Raw genomic sequence first — 289 nt, forward strand, 5'->3', positions numbered from 1 at the left:
GATGATCTCGGGGTTGAGGGCGAGGCCGCGGGCGATGCCGATGCGCTGGCGCTGGCCGCCGGAGAACTGGTGCGGGTAGCGGTTGATGTACTCCGGGTTCAGCCCGACCACGTCCAGCAGGTCCTGGACCTTCTGCTGCCTGCTCCCCTTCGGCGCCACCTCCGGGTGGATCTCGAACGGCTCCCCGATGATGTCCCCGACCGTCATCCGCGGGTTCAGCGAGGTGTACGGGTCCTGGAACACCATCTGGATGTTGCGGCGCACCGCCTTCAACGCCCGCCCGGACAGC

Annotated in this window: 1 protein-coding gene; it reads right to left on the reverse strand. The window is 68.2% G+C overall.

Annotated features, from left to right (window positions below; genetic code table 11):
* On the reverse strand, window positions 1–289 hold a 289-nt coding region (locus tag V9U70_RS00205), incomplete at both ends, for an ATP-binding cassette domain-containing protein (RefSeq protein ID WP_336672330.1).

It is taken from the genome of Streptomyces pratensis (assembly GCF_037137275.1).
GTDB classification, from domain to species: Bacteria; Actinomycetota; Actinomycetes; order Streptomycetales; family Streptomycetaceae; genus Streptomyces; species Streptomyces pratensis_B.